Origin of the sequence: Nonomuraea sp. NPDC050786, from assembly GCF_040654115.1 — a bacterium.
In the GTDB taxonomy this organism is placed as follows: Bacteria; Actinomycetota; Actinomycetes; order Streptosporangiales; family Streptosporangiaceae; genus Nonomuraea.
Map to the genome: position 1 here is coordinate 16809 of NZ_JBFAHJ010000015.1, position 15917 is coordinate 32725.

Consider the following 15917-nt stretch of genomic DNA (forward strand, 5'->3'; position numbering starts at 1 on the left):
ATGCGTGTGCGCAACTTCGGCGTACGGACAAAGGTGACAGCCCTCCTGGTGTCGCTGGTCGCGCTGTGGGGATTCGCCGCCTGGGTCACCTTGCGTGAAGGTGTGAATCTCATCGGCGCCACGACCGTCGACAGTGGCGCGGTGCAGCCCAGTGAGCGCCTGCTCGCCGAACTGCAGCGCGAGCGGCGCCTCGCCGTGGTGGCCTTGGGTACCGGGGAGCGCACACCCGACAAGCTCATGCGCGACCAGCGCGCCAGGACCGACGTGGCGCGCAAGGAGCTCGCTGAGTCGGCGACCAGCACCAGCGTCCGGTTCGCGGCCGACGCCCCTCTGACGCGCCGCATCGACGAAGCGTTGCGGACCGCCGACGGGATCGTCGCGGCCAGGAAGGCGATTGACGCCGGGCGTGTCGACCGTGCCCGGGCGGCCGACTCCTACAACCAGATCGTCGACTCGCTCTACCGCATGTTCGACTCGGTAGCCGCGCTGGACGACAAGGAGATCGCCAGGGACGCTCGCACCATGCTCGCGATCAGCCGGGCCAGCGAGTTCCTGGCCCGCGCGGATGCGCTCGTCGCCGGCGCGCTGGCCAAGGGCGACTTCACGCCATCCGAGCACGCCGAGTTCGTGCGGCTGTCGGGTTTCTCCCGCTTCTCGCTCGAGCAGGCCGCGGCCCAGCTTCCGGCCGAGGACGCGGCGGCGTACAACGCCTGGGCGAAGAGCCGTGTCGTGACCCAGCTGCGTGCTCTGGAAGATCGACTCGCCGAGCAGACCGACGGCCTGCCGCCGGCCGTGTCCAGCACGGAGTGGCGCGCGGCGAACGAGCCGGCCCGTGCCTCGCTGGAGAAGCTCATCTCGGACGGCGGTGACCGCCTCGTCGACCGGGCCGCCCCCGGCGCCATCGGCGTCATCGCCCGCCTCGTGCTGGCCGGAGGTCTCGGCCTGATCGCGGTCGTCGCCTCGATCATCCTGTCCATCACCACGGCCCGCGACCTGCTCGCCCAGCTCAAGAAGCTGCGCGACGCCGCCCACGAGCTCTCCGACGACCGGCTGCCCGGCGTCGTCGAGCGCATCGGCCGCGGCGAGGAGGTCGACCTGGCCAAGGAGGTCCCCGACCTGGACTTCGGTGACGACGAGATCGGCCAGGTGGGCCAGGCGTTCAACACCGTGCAGCGCACCGCGATCAGCGTCGCGGCCGAGCAGGCCGAGCTGCGCCGCAGCATCCGCGACATCCTGCTCAGCCTGGCCCGCAGGACGCAGGGCCTGGTCCACCGGCAGCTCACCGTGCTCGACGTGATGGAGCGCCGCGAGACCGACCCCGAGGAGCTGAAGGAGCTCTTCCGGCTCGACCACCTCGCCATCCGCATGCGGCGCAACGCCGAGAACCTCATCGTCCTGTCCGGCTCGACCCCCGCCCGTACGTGGCGCCGCTCGGTCCCCATGGTCGACGTCGTCCGCGGCGCCCTGGCCGAGGTCGAGGACTACACCCGCGTCACGCTGATGCCGATGGGCGACGTCGTGCTCGTCGGCCGCGCGGTCGGTGACGTCATCCACCTGCTCGCCGAGCTGATCGAGAACGCCGTGTCGTTCTCGCCGCCCTACACGAACGTGCAGGTCAGCGGCCAGCTCGTGGCCAACGGGTACGTGATCGAGATCGAGGACCGCGGCCTGGGCATGAAGCCCGAGGACCTGGAGGCCAACAACGCGCGCATCGCGGACCCGCCCGAGTTCCGCATCACCGGCGCCGCCCGGCTGGGCCTCTACGTGGTCAGCCAGCTCGCCAAGCGCCACGAGATCCAGGTGGTGCTCAAGGCGTCGCCGTACGGCGGGACGACGGTCGTGGTGCTGCTGCCGCAGGAGCTCGTACAGCTCGACCCCACGCCCGAGTCGCAGGACGGCGGGCCGCGCGAGCGCCTGCCGCGCAGGACGACGGCCGTGGCCACCGCGATCCGGCCGGTCACCGCGGAGAACGTGCGCACGCTCAAGCCCGCCCGCCAGGCGCCCGCCCCCGAGCCGCCCGCCCCCGCCTCCGCACCTTTGCTCACCCCTGTGGAACCAGAACCGGAAACGCCAGCCGAACCGGAGCAGAAGTCTGTGACCGAGTTCACGTCGAACGGGCTGCCCCTGCGGGTGCCCCAGGCCAATCTGGCGCCAGCGCTGCGGGACGAGACGCCCACGCAGCCCGACTACGAGGAGGACGATGACGAGCGCTCGCCGGAGGAGATCCGCGCGATGATGGGATCTCTGCAGTCAGGCACGCGTCTTGGCCGCAGCGAAGCCGCCAAGATGCTCGACGAGCAGTCGAGAGGTGAGGCATGACCCCCTCGTCCGGCACCGATCTCAACTGGCTGCTCGACGACCTCGTGGGCCGGATCAAGGAGGCCGAGCACGCCATCGTGCTCTCCTCCGACGGCCTGCTGATGGCCTCGTCCGCCGGGTTGCAGCGGACCGACGGCGAGCACCTGTCCGCCGTCGCCTCCGGCCTGCAGAGCCTGGCCAAGGGCGTCTCGGACCACATCTCCGGCGGCACCGTGCGGCAGACGGTCGTGGAGTGGAAGCACCAGTTCCTCATCGTGACCACGGCGGGCGAGCGGGCCTGCCTGGCCGTCCTGTGCGCGCAGAACGCCGACATCGGGCTGATCGCGTACGAGATGGCGATGATGGTGGCCCGGGTCGGCCAGTACCTCACCTCGGGTGCCCGCAACGCCGAGGCCGTCGCCGGGGGCGACCGGTGAGAGGCACGGACGGACCGACGGACGAGCACTGGGTGGATCCGGAGATCATCCGGCCCTACGTGGTCACCCGTGGTCGTACGCAGCCCGTGCACGGCCGGTTCGACCTGATATCCATGGCCCTCGCGGTGGGCCCGCCCCCCGGCCCCGACGCCGGGCTGGACCCGGAGCATCTGCGGATCCTCCAGCTCTGCCGCGAACCCAAGTCCGTCGCCGAGATCGCCGCGTATCTCGATCTGCCCGCCGGCACGATCCGGGTGCTGCTCGGCGACCTCTTCGACCGCGAACTCGTCTCTGCGCAGGAACCACAATCCGAGGTGGACATGCATGACATGAAGATGTACAGGGCGGTGCTCGATGGTCTTCGGTCGCTCTGAGCGTCCGCGCCTGCCGACGGCGATCAAGATCCTGATCGCGGGCGGCTTCGGCGCGGGCAAGACGACGATGGTGGGCGCGGTCTCCGAGACCCGGCCGCTGCGCACCGAGGAGGTCCTGACCGACCGCGGGATCGGCGTGGACGACCTCACCTCGGTGGAGGCCAAGCGCACCACCACCGTGGCGATGGACTTCGGCCGGATCACGCTGGGCAACGACTACGTCCTGTACCTGTTCGGCACCCCAGGGCAGGAGCGGTTCTGGTTCGTCTGGGACGAGCTGGCCGAGGGGTCGCTGGGAGCCGTCATCCTGGCGGACACCCGGCGGCTGGCCGACTGCTTCCCCTCGGTGGACTATTTCGAGCGGCGGGGCACGCCGTTCGTAGTGGCGGTCAACTGTTTCGAGGGGGCGCCCACGTTCGAGCTGGACGAGGTACGGCTGGCGCTGCAGCTGAGCCCGTCGACGCCCATCATCATGTGTGACGCCCGGAAGCGGGACTCAAGCCGCGAAGTCCTGATCACCTTGGTCAAACACTCGGCCCGCCTCCGCGCCGAACCAGTCGGAAGTTAAGGGGCGCGGGGGGCGGAAAACACGGCCTGCCACGGGGGGCGCTTTGCGCAACGGAGTTCCGGAGAGCGCCTCCCAGGGGGCTCACGCCCCCCTTCGCCCCCCGGAAACCCCGCTCGCTACGCTCGCCGATCCCCACCCGTTCCCTGGTTAGCGCGTGGGCCTGCTGGAGCCCGTTCTCATCCACCGCTGGCTCAGGAGCCAGGAAGATCGCGTCTCCAGCCCTTCGTCCGCCGGAACGCCCAAGCACGGCCAGCAGCGACGAGCCATCGGGCAGATCAGGCACCGTCAGACAGGCGTCGTAATCGGGGCGCCGAGGGCTCATCAGCCGCTGGTTGAACAGCGGGAACAGCCGTCGCCGTCGCGTGAGTGTCACGAGGACGAGATGGCCGTGGCGCGGAGAGCCGGGAGGATCTCCATGGCCAGGCGTTCACACTGTTCGCGGGGGTTCGGACCTGCGGGCATGAAGTTGATCGACGTGAAGCCCAGACGCACGAAGCCGGCGAGCCGGTCGGTGATCTCCTGCGGCGAGCCCGCCACCACAGCGCCCCCGTCCGCGCGCCCCCCGATGCGGAACGGGACGTTGTACACGCACTCCACCGCACGCCCGTGGGACAGAACCCGCTCCCGCATCGCGGCCGCCTGCTCCGGCGGGGCGAAGCCGAGGGACGGAATCCAGCCGTCGGCCAGCCGGCCCGTCGCGTCCAGGGCGCGCCTGCCGTACGTGCCGAGCCAGATCGGGATCGGGCCAGCGGGCTTGGGCTCCATGGCGGCCTCGTACGTGTGGTAGCGGGTGCCCTCGTACGTGAAGCGAGGCTCCGACCACAGCCCGCGGATGATGTCGATCGCCTCCACCATGCCGTCGACCTTCTCCCGCGCCGTGGGCACCCCCAGCCCGAACGCCCGGAACTCCTCATCCGAGTAACCGCCCCCGAGCCCCAGGATCAGCCGGCCGCCGGAGAACCTGTGCAGGGTCTCGGCCATCTTGGCCACCATGGCGGGCGGGCGGTACGGCACCCCGAGCACCCGCGTGGCCACCCTGATGCGCGAGGTGGCGGCGGCGACCCAGGTCAGCATCGTCCACACCTCGTACGACGGCTCGCTCCCGCAAGGGTGATCCGAGGCCGAGACGAAGTCGAAGCCCAGCTCCTCGGCCGCCCGCGCGTCCCCCACCGGATCGGCCCCCGGCGCGGCCGAGGTCGAGATACCCAGCCCGAACATGCTTCTCTCCCATCGACTTGTTTACATGTAAACCTAAGACCCGGTTGGTTACACGTCAACTAAACTCGGGCGGCATGGAGCCGCGCTGGTTGGACGATGCCGAGTTCAGGGCCTGGATCGGGTACCGCAGGATGCGACTGCTCCTGGACGCCGAGGTCAGCCGGGACCTCATGCGCGACTCGGGCCTGTCGGCCCCCGACTACGACGTCCTGTCCGCGCTGACCTCCGCCGAGGATCATCGGTGGCGGCTCACCAAGCTGGCCGATCGCATGCTCTGGTCGAAGAGCCGCCTGTCACGGCACATCTCCCGGATGGAGCAGCGGGGGCTGGTCCGGCGGGAGGAGTTCGAGGGCGACGCCCGGGGGGCGATGATCGTGCTGACGGAGGGCGGCCTGCGCGCCATCCAGGAGGCCGCGCCCGCACACGTGGAGTCCGTCCGCCGCCACTTCATCGACCTGCTCTCCCCCGAGCAGATCCAGACGTTGGGGACGATCGCCGAGACGGTGCTCACGCACCTGGATCCCGCGAAGGGATCGTGAGGAGCGGCCCCCTCTCCGGCCGCATCATGGAGTGGTGAACCATCTGGACACCTTGCTCGCCGCGGCCGACGACTGTCCCGTGCGGGGCAGCGTGGTGCCGCCTGTCCGCGACGGGAAAGGTGAGGTCCTCAGACAGGGCGGGGATCTTCAGGCGGGTGGCGTCAAGCCGAGGGACGCGATCAGGGCCCGCATCTCGTCCCGGTAGATCGCGGCAGGTTCGTGGGTGAGCGTGCGCAGGTGGCCGTAGATCTCCAGGGCGACCAGGCCGTGCATGCGGCCCCACACCCGGATCGTGAGCGCCACCGCGTCCGGCGGCAGGCCGGGGAAGGCGGCCTGGATGTCCTCCGCCAGGACCGGATCGAAGTCCGGCCAGCCGTACTCGCCCTTGTCCGGCCCGCCCCAGGCAGCCGCGACCAGGCCGGTGAGCCCTCGGCAGGCCCGCTGCTCCGCCTCCTTCGCCGGGCCGTCCGCCGGGGGCTGGTAGCCGGGGACCGCGTCGCCGTAGATCAGGCGGAAACCCTCCGGGTTGGCCAGGGCCCACTCCCGTACGCTCTCGCCCCAGGCCAGGATGCGGCCGCCGGGGTCGTCGGCGGACACGGCGTCGCGGGCCGCCTCCGCGGCCTCCACGAGGGCCGTGTAGAGGTCGGCGATGAGCGTGGTCACCAGGTCGTCGCGGGTGGCGTAGTAGCTGTAGATCGCGCCGGCGGTCATGCCCATCTCGCGGGCGATGGCGCGTAGCGAGATGGCGTCGGGGCCGCCGGCGGCCATGAGTTTGAGCGCGATCGCCTTGATCTCCGCCGTGGTCTCCGCACGCAGCCTGTCGCGTCTGCTCATCGTCTGATCGCCCACCCTTGACAGTCTACAGAGTTGGACTACTGTTCTGCGTGCATACATTGAACGGCGTGTAGAAATCATTCGCCGTATAGATATCTCTCGCGGAGGAGACCTCTCGTGACTCTTGCCGACTCTCGTGCGCCGACCGACAGAGGCCGTTCCGGGCTCAGGCTGGCGCTCCTGGCGTTCACCCAGCTCATCGTGGCTCTGGACTACAACATCGTTTACGTGGCGCTCCCCGACCTCGGAACGGCCTTGGGGTTCAGCCCGCGATCCGTCCAGTGGGTGGTGAGCGCGTACGCCATCGGCCTCGGCGGGCTGCTGCTGCTCGGCGGCCGGGCCGTGGACAGGCTGGGCGCGCGGCGCATGTTCGTTCTCGGCCTCTCGCTGTATGCCGCGGCCTCGCTGGCGGGCGGCCTGGCGACGGAGTCCGCGACGTTGATCGTGGCCCGCGCGGTCCAGGGCGCCGGCGGGGCGCTGCTCGCCCCGGCCACGCTCGCGTTGATCTACCGCGGGTTCGCGGAAGGGGCCGCGCGCAACCGGGCCCTGGGCGCCTGGGGAATGGCGGGAAGCGCGGGACTGGCCGCCGGATCGCTGCTGGGCGGCGTGCTGACCAACTACCTGGGCTGGGAGTGGGTGTTCTTCGTGAACGTCCCGCTGGCCATCGGCGCCGCCGCCGCGGCGCCCCGGCTGCTCGACCCCGACTCCCGAGGCGCGTCCAGGCCGGGCGGGTTCGACGTGCCGGGGGCGCTGCTGTCCACGGCGGGCTCGACGCTGCTCGTGTTCGGCCTGGCGAGCGGGCCGGAGGCGGGATGGGGATCGGTACGCGGTGCCGGGGCGCTGGTCGCCGGCGCGGCGCTGCTGGCCTTGCTGCTGCTGGTCGAGTCGCGTACCCGGGATCCGCTGATCCCGCCGCGGCTGCTGCGCCGCCGTGGCCCGGCCACGACGATGGCGGTGATCGCCGTGTTCCAGGGCACGCTGGGCGGCGGTTACTACGTGCTCACCTCGTACCTGCAGCCGGTCCTCGGCTACAGCGCTCTGGCGGCGGGCCTGACGTTCCTGCCGCTCACCCTCGTCTGCATGGCGGCCGCGCTGAAGGCCGCGCCGCTGCTGCTCGGCAGGTGGGGAGTCCGTACGACACTCAGCGCCGGGATGATCGGCGCCGGAGCCGGGATCGGCGTGCTGACCGCCGGCATGCACATCGGCGGCGGCTTCTGGACCCTGCTGCCCGGCAGCGTCATCTGGGGGCTGTTCGGCGGCGTGGCGTTCGTCGCGCTGTTCGCCTCGGCCGGCGCCGGGGTGGCGCCCGAGCAGCAGGGCGTGGCCTCCGGGCTGGCCAGCACGGCCAAGGAGGTCGGCGGCGCGATCGGGCTGGCCGTCTTCGTCGCCGTCGCCACCGCAGGCCAGGCCACTGGCACGGCCGCCGAGACGCTCGGCGGGCTGCAGACGGCCGGTTGGGCGGCCGCTGCCGTCACCGCCGCGGGCGGCCTCATCGCCCTCGTACTCGAACCGACCAAGGAAGGAACCATCTCATGATCAACGACCTCATCGGCAAGTACCTCGACATCTGGAACGAGCGGGACGCCGCCGCCCGTGACGCACTCATCAAGGCCGTGCTGACCGACGACTCGGTCTACTCCGACCCCGACTACGCCGGGCTGCGGGGCCATGCCGAGCTGTCCGAGGCGATCGGACGGGCTCAGGAGAACTTCGGCGACCTGGTGTTCAGCCTCGGCACGCTGATCGGCGCCCACCACGACACGGCGCTGTTCACCTGGCGGCTGGGCGCGCCCGGCTCGGACACGCCCGTGGCCACCGGCTACGACGTCGTGGAGTTCGAGGGCGACCGCATCCACCGCGTGGTCGGCTTCTTCGCGTAGCGGAGGAGTTCAGGCCGTGACGGCGAGCCAGCCCTCCCGGGCGCTGGGGTAGCGCGGGGCCCAGCCGGTGGCCGCGCGGAAGCGGGCGTTGCTGACCCGGAGGGAGCGCGTGAGAGACGTGAGCCGGTCACCGAGGAGCGCGGCCGCCCGGCCGGGGCCGCGCAGCCACATGCGGGCCCCGGCGGCGCGGGCGAGCGCGTCGGCGTACTCGCGCTTGGTCAGCGGCTCGTCGTCCACCACGTTGTACGTGCCCGCCTCAGCCTCGAGCGCCGCGACGACCGCGGTGGCGGCGTCGGCCACGTGGATGGAGGACAGGAAGCCGTCCGGGCGGCCGAGCACCATGCCGACGTGCCGGCGGGCCTGGGCGAACAGCTGCTCGCTGTGCGCGGCGCCCGGCCCGTAGAACCAGCCGAACCGCAGGATCACCCCGCACGGCGAGCGGCGGGCGCTCGACTCGGCGGCGAAGTTCCCCCGGGCCATCGGGAAGTCGTCCACGGGCGCGTCCTCGTCGATCCAGCGCGCGCCCTGGTCGCGGTAGAGCAGGCAGACCGACTCCTGCACCATCCGCCCGACCCCGGCGGCGCGCGCGGCGTCCACGACCGCCGCCGACCCTTCCGCCCGTACGCGGTGATTGTCGCGCTGTGCCCGCCTGCTCATGAACTTCGACATCGGCGGGATCGCGGTCGCCAGGTTGACCACCGCGTCGTGCCCCGCGAACGCCGACGCCAGCTCCTCCCGGTCGAACAGCGACACCATCGCGGGGGTCGCGCCCCGGCCCTCCAGCGCCGACGCCTTCTCCGGCGTGCGGGCGAGCGCGGTGACCTCATGACCTGCGGCGAGCAGCGCCGGGACCGTGGGACGACCGACCGCCCCGGTGCCGCCTGTGACGAATACCCTCATCCTGCGAGGCTACGACCCGCTCCCTCCGCCCTCCCGAACGGTGTGGACAATGGTCGGATGCTCGTACGACACACCCCCTGGGACCGGCCGGAGACCCGGCCCGCCATGGCCGGCACCGAGGACCCCCGGCCCGGACTGGCCCTCACCGACCGCTCCCTCTGGCGCGAGGGCCGCCGGTGGATCCCCGTGACGGGCGAGCTGCACTACAGCCGGGTGCGGCGCGAGCGCTGGCAGGACGCCCTGCGCCTGGTGCGGGCGGGCGGGGTGGACGTCGTGTCCACGTACGTCTTCTGGATCCACCACCAGGAGCGCGAGGAGCGGGAGCCGGTGTTCGACGGCGGGCTGGACGTGGCCGCGTTCGTCCGCCTCTGCCAGGACACGGGCCTCGAGGTGATCGTGCGCGTCGGCCCCTGGTGCCACGGCGAGGCCCGCAACGGCGGCCTGCCCGACTGGGTTCCCCCGGCCCGCCGCGACGACCCGGCGTACCTGGAGAGGGTGCGGGCCTGGTTCGGCCACCTGGGGAGGGAGCTCGGCCCGCTGTGCGGCCCCGACGGGCCGATCATCGGCATCCAGCTGGAGAACGAGCTGTACGACCAGCCGGGCCACGTCCTCACCCTGAAGCGGATCGCCCGTGAGTCCGGCCTGCACGCCCCGCTGTGGACGGCCACCGCCTGGGGCAGCGCCGACCTGCCCGTCGGCGAGGTCTTCCCGCTGTACGGCGGCTACGCCGACGGCTTCTGGGTGGACACGGCCGACGGCTGGGACGACACCTTCCGCGCCCACTTCCGCTTCTCCCACCAGTGGGACGATCCGGGCATCGGCAAGGACCTGGCCGGCGACCGCGAGTGCGGCGTCAAGCATCCGGACTTCCCGGCGGCGACGTGCGAGCTGGGCGGCGGCATGGCCACCGCGTACCACCGCCGCCCCCTGCTCCAGGGGGCGGACATCGCCGCGCTGGCGCTGACCAAGCTGGGCAGCGGCTCGGCCTGGCAGGGCTACTACATGTACGCCGGAGGCGCCAACCCGCGCCCGGGCCTGCAGGAGTCGCACGCCACCGGCTACCCCAACGACCTGCCGGAGTACGACTACGACTTCCACGCCCCCATCGGGGCCCACCTGCAGACCCGCGACAGCTACCACCTGCTGCGCAACCAGCATGCCTTCCTGGCCGCGTTCGGCGACCGCCTGGCCGCCATGAACGCCGCCATCCCCGCCCAGGACCCCCTGCGGTGGTCCCTGCGCTCGGACGGGCGCGGCGGGTTCGTCTTCGTCAACAACCACCAGCCGTACGAGCCGCTGCCCGCGCACCGGGACGTGCGCTTCGACGTCGAGCTCGGCGAGGCCCGCGTCCGCTTCCCGCACCGCCCGGTGGACATCCCGAGCGGCGCGTTCTTCTGCTGGCCGGTCAACCTCGACGTCCGCGGGGTCACGATCAACTGGGCGACCCTCGGCCTGCTGACCCTCGTCGAGGACGACGTCCTGGTCCTGACGAGGACGGACGGGATCCCGGCCCACCTCTCCCTGCCGGCGGGCACCTCCGTCACCGGCCATCCGGTCCTGGACCGGGACGGCGAGGCGATCCTGGAGGACCTGCCGGCGAGCCGCGAGCTCCTCACCGTCGAGACGCCGGACGGGGCCCGGCTGCGCCTGCTGGTCCTCGACGCGGCCGACGCCCGCCGGGCCTGGACGCCCGGCGGCCGGCTCGTCCTCTCCGACGCCGACATCGTCGAGGCCGGCGGCGTGCTGACCGCCCTCACCACCGGCCCCGCCACCATCGAGATCCTCACGGACGGCGCGTTCGAACGCCACCACCTCGGCCATCCGGCGGCCCCCGCCCCGGTGAAGATCGTGCGGACGGCCGAGGCCACGCCGCCCCCCGCCCGGCCGGTCACCGTCCCGGACCGCGCCTCGGCGCCCGATCCGGAGACGCTGGCCGCCCACGCGGCCCGCTACACGATCACCGTGCCGCCGGGCGGCGAGCGCACGCTGCTCCGCCTCGACCTGGTCGGCGACGTGGCGGTGGCCAGGGCCGGCGACCGCACGCAGGACCTGTACTGGAACGGCGGCCCCTGGGACATCGACATCTCGGGCGGCATCGAGACGGTCGAGGTCATGATCTATCCGCTCGCGCCGGACACGCCGGTCTGGCTGCCCGACGCCGCGAGAGGGGCCGAAGGCGCCCGCATCCTGGACGCCACCGTGATCGACTACCGCGCCGCGCCCCTCCACCGGTAGGCGTCACTGCCGGCCGGACAGAGCCCGCGCGAGCGTTGAAGGTCGCCGTCGGCGGCGCGGCGGGCCAGGTCAAGCCGGCGCGCCGCGCCCGTGCCCTCCCCCGTCCGCTCGGCCGCCGCCACGTACCCGGACTCCGCCAGGGCCGCCACCCAGGTCAGGCCCGAGGCACCCGACCAGGACAGGACCTCGCCGGTGGCGGCGTGGTGCAGGGTGCCGAGGGTGCCGTCGGGCCGGTCGGCGCCGGCTCGAAACGGGGGAACACACGCTCGCACGCCCGCGGCCGGTTCTCGCCGTAGAAGAGGCCGGGGAGCACGCCCGGGATCACCATGCCTCAACCGTGCACGCGCCCTTGCGGACGCTGAGCTCGACCAGGTCCGTCTCCACGGCGGAGAGCGGATCGTCGAGCGGGATCCGGAACGTGCGGATCTGCCCCGGCCCGAAGTCGGCCGTGAGCCTGATCCGGGCCATCGGGATGTCGAAAGTCGCCGGCCCGGACCGGCCCGTGCTCTCGACGGCCCTGACCACCAGGTCGCGCGGCGCGTCCTCGTGCAGCTTGACCGCGGTCACCATGACCTGGCCGCCGCCGTCGTCCAGGTAGCCGCGCGCCGCGGGGAGCGGGCCGTCGTGGAAGCTCTCCAGCATCGCGCGTACCGGGGAGCCGAGCAGCGCGGCGCGGCGGGTGAGCCCGGCGGCGCGCCAGTCGCCCGCGTGCGGCACCAGCAGGTACGTGAACCGCTGCACCCCCTGGTCCTGGTAGGAGTAGTAGCCGTCCGGATCGAGCAGGCGCGGGTCGTGCCAGGCGTAGACCGGGCTGCGCACCGCGGTGATGCCGATGCTGTGGCCGCGGCCCGGGGACGGCGGGGAGACGTCGTAGCCGTGCTTGGCGTTGTTCACGACGGCCAGCCCGGCGCCCGCGCCGGAGAGATCCACCCACGACTGCGCGGGCTCTTCCGCGCCGTCGATCGGCCTGGTCAGGTGGCCGAAGGGGATCTCGTACGTGGCCACCGGGCTCTCCAGCGCGACCGGGAAGCGCAGCTTCATCAGGTGCGCCTGCTCGCGCCAGTCGAGCTCGACGCGTACCTCCACCGCGTCGTCCCCGACGCCCAGGATGAACTCCTCGGCCATCGTGGAGCGGCCCCACTCGCGCTCGACGCGGATGCGGGCCCGCAGCGGGCCGCTCTCGCGCAGGTCCACGCGGGTCGTGGTCATCGCCTCGCCCGGCCAGTCGTAGGACACGACGCGGTGTCCCCACGTGTCGGTCGGGTCCTCGCAGATCTGCGTGTGCTCGCCCGCCGCCCCGGCCACCAGGTCCACGCCGGTGCGCTTGTCGAGCAGGGCGGCCAGCCAGCCCGTCGCCGGGTCGATCTCCAGGCGGAGCACGTCGTTCTCGAGGTGGTGCTCGGAGGCGGTCAGGCCGCTCGTGTACGGCGTCTCGCCCTGGCGGAGACGGTAGAGGCGGTAGCCCAGGGCGGGCAGCTCCGCCTGGAACACGGTGGCGCCGCGTCCCTTGTCGTCCGTGGTGGCGACCGACTGGGTGCGCTGGCAGGGCACGTCCCGGCCGTCGGCGTCCACGACGCGCACGCCGGTGGGCGCGAGGCCGTACTGCATCTCGACCCGGGTCGAGACCGGCCACGGGTGCGGGTTGAAGACGACCACCGGCTGCGTGCCGTCCTCCTGCGGGATGGCGATGTCGCGGGCGATCACGTTGTGCGCCCTGGTGATGATCCGCTTCGAGATCGCGACCGCCTCGCCGAGCTGGTCGCGGGCGTCGTCGTAGGCCGGCTCGATGGCCGAGCCGGGCAGCACGTCGTGGAACTGGTTGAACAGCACCTGCTTCCAGGCCCGCCCCAGCTCCTCCCGTACGTCGTGGCCCGCGACGGCGGCCCAGCGCTCGGCCGACAGCACGGCCGCCTGCGCCCTGCGCTGCCACTGCTTGATGCCCGAGTGCGAGGAGTAGCAGCCGGCGGCGTGGTGCTGCAGGTCGTCGCGCCACACCGGCAGCTCGGCCAGGCCCTGCTCGCCGAGGCGCTTGGCCACCTCGTCGAAGTAGCGGCGCGGCGAGGACATCGTCAGCTCGCCGAACGTGCCCATCCTGTCGTAGCGGTGGATGGACTCGATGTTCGCCTTGGTGGGGCCGCCCCCGTGGTTGCCCACGCCGTAGAAGATCATCAGGTCGCCGAGCGAGCGGTCGAGCTGGCCGAGCGCCTTCTCGGTCTGGCCCGCGACCTCGCCGGGCGGGCTGCAGTACTCGAACGGGATCCGGTAGGCCAGCACGCGGCTGCCGTCGCGGCTCTCCCACCAGAACAACGTGCCGGGCAGCTCGCTCTCGTGCGGTCCGGGACGCAGGAAGCAGTAGGAGTCCATGCCCTGCCCGCGCAGGATCGCGGGGAGCATGGCGTTGTGGCCGAACGGGTCGGCGTTCATGCCGACCGTGGCGGTGACCCCGAACTTCTCCTTCAGGTAGCGCTGGCCGTACAGGCCCTGGCGGGCGAACGACTCCCCCGACGGCATGTTGCAGTCGGGCTCGACCCACCAGCCGCCGACGTTGACCCACCTCCCCTCGGCGGCCCTCTCGCGGATCCTGGCGAACAGCTCGGGGTCCGACTCCTCGACCCACGACAGCAGGACGACCTGGTCGCAGGTGAAGACGAAATCGGGGTACTCGTCCATGCGGTGGATCGCCGACCAGAACGTCGCCCGCGCCTCCTGGTAGCCCTCCTGCCACGGCCACAGCCACACCGGGTCGAGGTGCGCGTTCCCGATCATGTGCAGGGTGCGGCCGGGGGTGGCCACCGGCCTCGGCGCCCTCGGAAGCCCGCGCGGCTGGCCACCGGAGGGGGCGTTCGACAAGGGGGCCCGCCGGCCCTTCATGCGGCCGCCCATGCGTCGACCTTCTCGCTGATCATGTGCAGCATCAGTGTGTGGATCTCCTGGATGCGCGGGGTCTCGGAAGAAGGGGCTAGGAGGAGGCGGTCGGCGAACCTCGCCGCGGCGCCGCCGTCGCCGCCGCCGAAGAGTACCGTCACCGCGCCATTGGTCTGCGCGGCTTCCAGGGCGCTGACGACGTTCGGGGAGTTGCCGCTGGTGGTGAAGGCGGCCACGACGTCGCCCGGGCGGGCCAGGGCCCTGACCTGCCTGGCGAAGACGTCCTCGTAGGAGTAGTCGTTGGCGATGCACGTCATGACCGTGGCGTCGGTCGTGAGCGTCACGGCGGGGAGCGGGCGGCGGTCGCGCTTGTAGTGGCCGACCAGCTCGCCGGTGAGGTGCTGCGCGTCGGCCGCGCTGCCGCCGTTGCCGAGGGTGTAGAGGGTGCCGCCGCGGGTGAACGCATCGATGAGCAGGTCGGCGGCGGACTCCACGGCGGGCAGCAGCGCCGCCACGTTCCGCGCGGCACTGACGTGCGCCTCGACGTGCCGGGCCAGCACGGAGGTCAGCCCCTCCTCCGCAACCACCGCCTCCGCGATCAGCGCCTTCGGAAGCGCCGCTGGGACCACCGTCTCCAGAGGCGACGCGTCCGGGGCAGTGCCCGCGAGGGACGTGCGCCCGTTCGGGACGGATGCCTGTCCAGCCCGGAGGGAGGGGTGCCGAGAGGTGGGGAGCCCGTCCGGCGAGGACGCGGGCAACGGGATCGGGTCAGGCATGGGGCTTCCCTGAGGCAAGAAGGTCGTGGGCCACGGCGCCGGCGCCCACGACGCCGACTCCCGCGCCGAGCCCGGAGAGCTCGATGCGGGCGGTGCGGGCGGCGGGGGGCATGGCGTCACGGGCGACGGCGGCGCGGACGGGGTCGAGGAGCCGGGCGCCGGAACGGGTCACGCCGCCACCGAGGACGACGAGCTCCGGCTCGAACGCGTTCACCAGATCCGTGATCGCGCTGCCGAGTGCCCATGTGGTCTCGTTCCACACCTCGGTCGCGAGGGCGTCACCCGCCTCGGCGGCGTGGAAGACGTCCTCGGCCGTCGGGAGCTCGATCGCGGACAGGGACGAGGGGCGACCGGCGGCGACGGCCTCGCGGGCGCGCTCGGCGATGGCGGTGCCGGACGCGTACGCCTCCAGGCAGCCCAGGCGGCCGCACGAGCACCTGCGCCCGCCCGGCCGGACCATGACGTGCCCCAGCTCGCCGCCGTTGCCGGCCGCGCCCCGGTGCAGGCGGCCGCCGATGACGGACCCGCCGCCGACCCCCGTCGAGATGGTGAGGTAGAGCATCGTGGCGGTGCCGCGGCCCGCGCCGTACCGGAACTCGCCGAGGGCGGCGGCCGTGGCATCGTTCTCAAGCGCGGACGGCACGCCGAACTCCTGCGCCGCCATCGGGCCCACCGGGACGTCGATCCAGCCCGGCAGGTGCGGCGGGCATTCGAGCACGCCGGTCGTGGTGTCCAGCGGCCCTCCGCAGGAGATGCCGACGGCCGCCACGTCGGGCAGCCCGGCCTCCGCGACGGACTTCCTGCCCAGGTCGAACAGCCTGGCCAGGACCGGCAGCGGCCCTTCCTCCCTGCGGGTGGGGGTGACCTGCCAGCCGTGGATCCGCCCGTCGCCGGTGACCACGCCGGCGGCGAGCTTGGTGCCGCCGATGTCCAGCGACAGAACGGGGGGAAGATCGTGCTCCATGGGGCCTCCGACCGGAACGAGCGCCGCGC

15 protein-coding genes are annotated in these 15917 nt (G+C 72.5%); 8 read left to right on the plus strand and 7 right to left on the minus strand.

Going from position 1 to position 15917, the window contains the following annotated elements; all coding sequences use genetic code 11:
• Genes AB0H84_RS25935 through AB0H84_RS25950 form a run of 4 tightly spaced genes read left to right on the plus strand, consistent with a single transcriptional unit; the run spans nt 1 to nt 3677 of the window.
• Complete coding sequence (locus AB0H84_RS25935) at nt 1-2319, plus strand: nitrate- and nitrite sensing domain-containing protein (protein ID WP_357609099.1); 2319 nt, start codon at nt 1-3, stop codon at nt 2317-2319.
• Nucleotides 2316-2735: a roadblock/LC7 domain-containing protein gene (locus AB0H84_RS25940; protein WP_357609102.1), complete on the plus strand. Its 420-nt coding sequence runs from the start codon at nt 2316-2318 to the stop codon at nt 2733-2735. Before AB0H84_RS25935 ends, AB0H84_RS25940 begins: the two co-directional genes overlap by 4 nt.
• Before the next feature lie 32 nt (nt 2736-2767).
• On the plus strand, nt 2768-3109 hold the full coding sequence (locus AB0H84_RS25945; RefSeq protein ID WP_357609105.1) for a DUF742 domain-containing protein: 342 nt from the start codon (nt 2768-2770) through the stop codon (nt 3107-3109).
• Nucleotides 3090-3677: an ATP/GTP-binding protein gene (locus tag AB0H84_RS25950; RefSeq protein WP_357609108.1), complete on the plus strand. Its 588-nt coding sequence runs from the start codon at nt 3090-3092 to the stop codon at nt 3675-3677. Before AB0H84_RS25945 ends, AB0H84_RS25950 begins: the two co-directional genes overlap by 20 nt.
• A gap of 369 nt (nt 3678-4046) precedes the next feature.
• Here AB0H84_RS25950 and AB0H84_RS25955 read toward each other — a convergent pair whose 3' ends face one another.
• On the minus strand, nt 4047-4895 hold the full coding sequence (locus AB0H84_RS25955) for an LLM class flavin-dependent oxidoreductase (protein WP_357609111.1): 849 nt from the start codon (nt 4893-4895) through the stop codon (nt 4047-4049).
• Between the two features lie 74 nt (nt 4896-4969).
• Here AB0H84_RS25955 and AB0H84_RS25960 point away from each other — a divergent pair, with 74 nt between their 5' ends.
• Nucleotides 4970-5434: a MarR family winged helix-turn-helix transcriptional regulator gene (locus tag AB0H84_RS25960; protein WP_357609114.1), complete on the plus strand. Its 465-nt coding sequence runs from the start codon at nt 4970-4972 to the stop codon at nt 5432-5434.
• Between the two features lie 147 nt (nt 5435-5581).
• On the opposite strand, the gene AB0H84_RS25965 is transcribed toward AB0H84_RS25960, so the two are convergent.
• Nucleotides 5582-6283, minus strand: a complete 702-nt coding sequence (locus AB0H84_RS25965; protein ID WP_357609116.1) for a TetR/AcrR family transcriptional regulator — start codon at nt 6281-6283, stop codon at nt 5582-5584.
• A 102-nt stretch (nt 6284-6385) separates the two neighbouring features.
• Between AB0H84_RS25965 and AB0H84_RS25970 the strand changes: the two genes are divergently transcribed.
• Together AB0H84_RS25970 and AB0H84_RS25975 are read left to right on the plus strand one after the other, a co-directional pair.
• The gene (locus tag AB0H84_RS25970; RefSeq protein ID WP_357609118.1) at nt 6386-7804 is read left to right on the plus strand and encodes an MFS transporter; all 1419 of its coding nucleotides are present in this window, start codon (nt 6386-6388) and stop codon (nt 7802-7804) included.
• Nucleotides 7801-8148, plus strand: coding sequence for a nuclear transport factor 2 family protein (locus AB0H84_RS25975; RefSeq protein WP_357609121.1), 348 nt, complete (start codon nt 7801-7803; stop codon nt 8146-8148). The genes AB0H84_RS25970 and AB0H84_RS25975 overlap by 4 nt, the downstream gene beginning before the upstream one ends.
• Before the next feature lie 9 nt (nt 8149-8157).
• Here the strand turns inward: AB0H84_RS25975 and AB0H84_RS25980 are convergent, their stop codons facing one another.
• Nucleotides 8158-9048, minus strand: coding sequence for an NAD(P)-dependent oxidoreductase (locus tag AB0H84_RS25980; protein ID WP_357609124.1), 891 nt, complete (start codon nt 9046-9048; stop codon nt 8158-8160).
• A 57-nt stretch (nt 9049-9105) separates the two neighbouring features.
• On the opposite strand from AB0H84_RS25980, the gene AB0H84_RS25985 reads away from it, so the two are divergent.
• Nucleotides 9106-11283, plus strand: a complete 2178-nt coding sequence (locus AB0H84_RS25985; protein WP_357609127.1) for a beta-galactosidase — start codon at nt 9106-9108, stop codon at nt 11281-11283.
• Here AB0H84_RS25985 and AB0H84_RS25990 read toward each other — a convergent pair.
• From AB0H84_RS25990 to AB0H84_RS26005, 4 genes are read right to left on the minus strand one after another with little or no spacing between them, the layout of a single operon-like run.
• Nucleotides 11256-11555, minus strand: coding sequence for a hypothetical protein (locus AB0H84_RS25990; protein WP_357609129.1), 300 nt, complete (start codon nt 11553-11555; stop codon nt 11256-11258). The two genes, AB0H84_RS25985 and AB0H84_RS25990, sit on opposite strands and share 28 nt — an antisense overlap.
• A gap of 49 nt (nt 11556-11604) precedes the next feature.
• The gene (locus AB0H84_RS25995; protein ID WP_357609131.1) at nt 11605-14166 is read right to left on the minus strand and encodes a glycoside hydrolase family 38 C-terminal domain-containing protein; all 2562 of its coding nucleotides are present in this window, start codon (nt 14164-14166) and stop codon (nt 11605-11607) included.
• On the minus strand, nt 14151-14924 hold the full coding sequence (locus AB0H84_RS26000; RefSeq protein WP_357609133.1) for an SIS domain-containing protein: 774 nt from the start codon (nt 14922-14924) through the stop codon (nt 14151-14153). Before AB0H84_RS26000 ends, AB0H84_RS25995 begins: the two co-directional genes overlap by 16 nt.
• Nucleotides 14917-15888, minus strand: coding sequence for an ROK family protein (locus tag AB0H84_RS26005; RefSeq protein WP_357609136.1), 972 nt, complete (start codon nt 15886-15888; stop codon nt 14917-14919). Before AB0H84_RS26005 ends, AB0H84_RS26000 begins: the two co-directional genes overlap by 8 nt.
• Nucleotides 15889-15917: the final 29 nt, after the last annotated feature.